The organism is Sphingobium sp. S6, from assembly GCF_905120495.1.
Taxonomy (GTDB): domain Bacteria; phylum Pseudomonadota; class Alphaproteobacteria; order Sphingomonadales; family Sphingomonadaceae; genus Sphingobium; species Sphingobium agri.
Map to the genome: position 1 here is coordinate 1 of NZ_CAJHOG010000042.1, position 1,408 is coordinate 1,408.

Sequence of the window (1,408 nt, forward strand, 5' to 3'; positions counted from 1 at the left end):
GTCCAATCTCCGCCAAGCATGCTCAAGCTTCACGATTTTTGCAACAGAGCCGGCGCGCGGATCCTGTGGTGCACGCCCGTGTTTGGCCAGGCCGTGGGCACTCAACATATCGATGAGATTCTCGCGGTCTGGTATCCGACTCACAAAACCTTCCTCGATCTTTCGGATGCGCCCGGGGCTAAGGAAAGCTACCGCCTGAGAGGCGCCTGCGTGGCCTACGCCGTCATCCATCGATGCTCCGGCAGCAACTCTCCGCTCGACGGCAATGGCTAGAACGATTCCTCGATTGACATGATATTCATCATGCGATATGCATCGCCGACCGGGCAGACCAGAAAATCGCTCAAGGAGAATATCGATGAGCCTCGGCGCAAAGCCATTTGGCGAGAAGAAATTCATTGAGATCAAGGGCCGGCGCATGGCCTATATCGATGAAGGGACCGGCGATCCGATCCTCTTCCAGCACGGCAATCCGACGTCGTCCTATCTGTGGCGCAATATCATGCCGCATTGCGCCGGGCTGGGACGGCTGATCGCCTGTGACCTGATCGGCATGGGCGATTCGGACAAGCTCGATCCGTCGGGGCCCGAGCGTTATGCCTATGCCGAGCATCGTGACTATCTCGACGCGCTGTGGGAGGCGCTCGATCTCGGGGACAGGGTTGTTCTGGTCGTGCATGACTGGGGGTCCGTCCTCGGCTTCGACTGGGCCCGCCGCCACCGCGAGCGTGTACAGGGGATTGCCTATATGGAAGCGGTCGCCATGCCGATGGAATGGGCGGATTTTCCCGAACAGGATCGCGATCTGTTTCAGGCCTTTCGCTCGCAGGCGGGCGAAGAATTGGTGTTGCAGGACAATGTTTTTGTCGAACAAGTTCTCCCCGGATTGATCCTGCGCCCCTTAAGCGAAGCGGAGATGGCCGCCTATCGCGAGCCCTTCCTCGCCGCCGGCGAAGCCCGTCGACCGACCCTGTCTTGGCCTCGCCAAATCCCGATCGCAGGCACCCCGGCCGACGTGGTCGCGATCGTCCGGGACTATGCCGGCTGGCTCAGCGAAAGCCCGATTCCGAAACTCTTCATCAACGCCGAGCCGGGATCCCTGACCACGGGCCGAATGCGCGACTTCTGCCGCACATGGCCAAACCAGACCGAAATCACGGTCGCAGGCGCCCATTTCATCCAGGAGGACAGTCCGGACGAGATTGGCGCGGCGATTGCGGCGTTTGTCCGGCGATTGCGCCCAGCATAATCCGGAACCGGCTCATTTTCTAAGATCCGAACAAACCACAGACGCGGCGACGCCGATCACCCGCGCAGGACAATAGGAGAGACCGACATGAGCGACGACATTTTTGGCTCTGTTGCAAAGATTGGCGGCAGTCAGAGGTAGGCTGTCGCTCTGCGCCGA

The 1,408-nt window shown here is 60.2% G+C and carries 2 protein-coding genes; both read left to right on the forward strand.

The genetic code is table 11. The features are described 5' to 3' along the window. Positions 1–18 precede the first annotated feature (18 nt). Positions 19–273: a hypothetical protein gene (locus tag SPHS8_RS20565; RefSeq protein ID WP_007682112.1), complete on the forward strand. Its 255-nt coding sequence runs from the start codon at positions 19–21 to the stop codon at positions 271–273. 85 nt (positions 274–358) lie between these two features. Beyond that, a complete protein-coding gene (linB, locus tag SPHS8_RS20270; protein WP_201516839.1) occupies positions 359–1,249 on the forward strand; it encodes a haloalkane dehalogenase in 891 nt (296 codons plus the stop codon). Positions 1,250–1,408 lie beyond the last annotated feature (159 nt).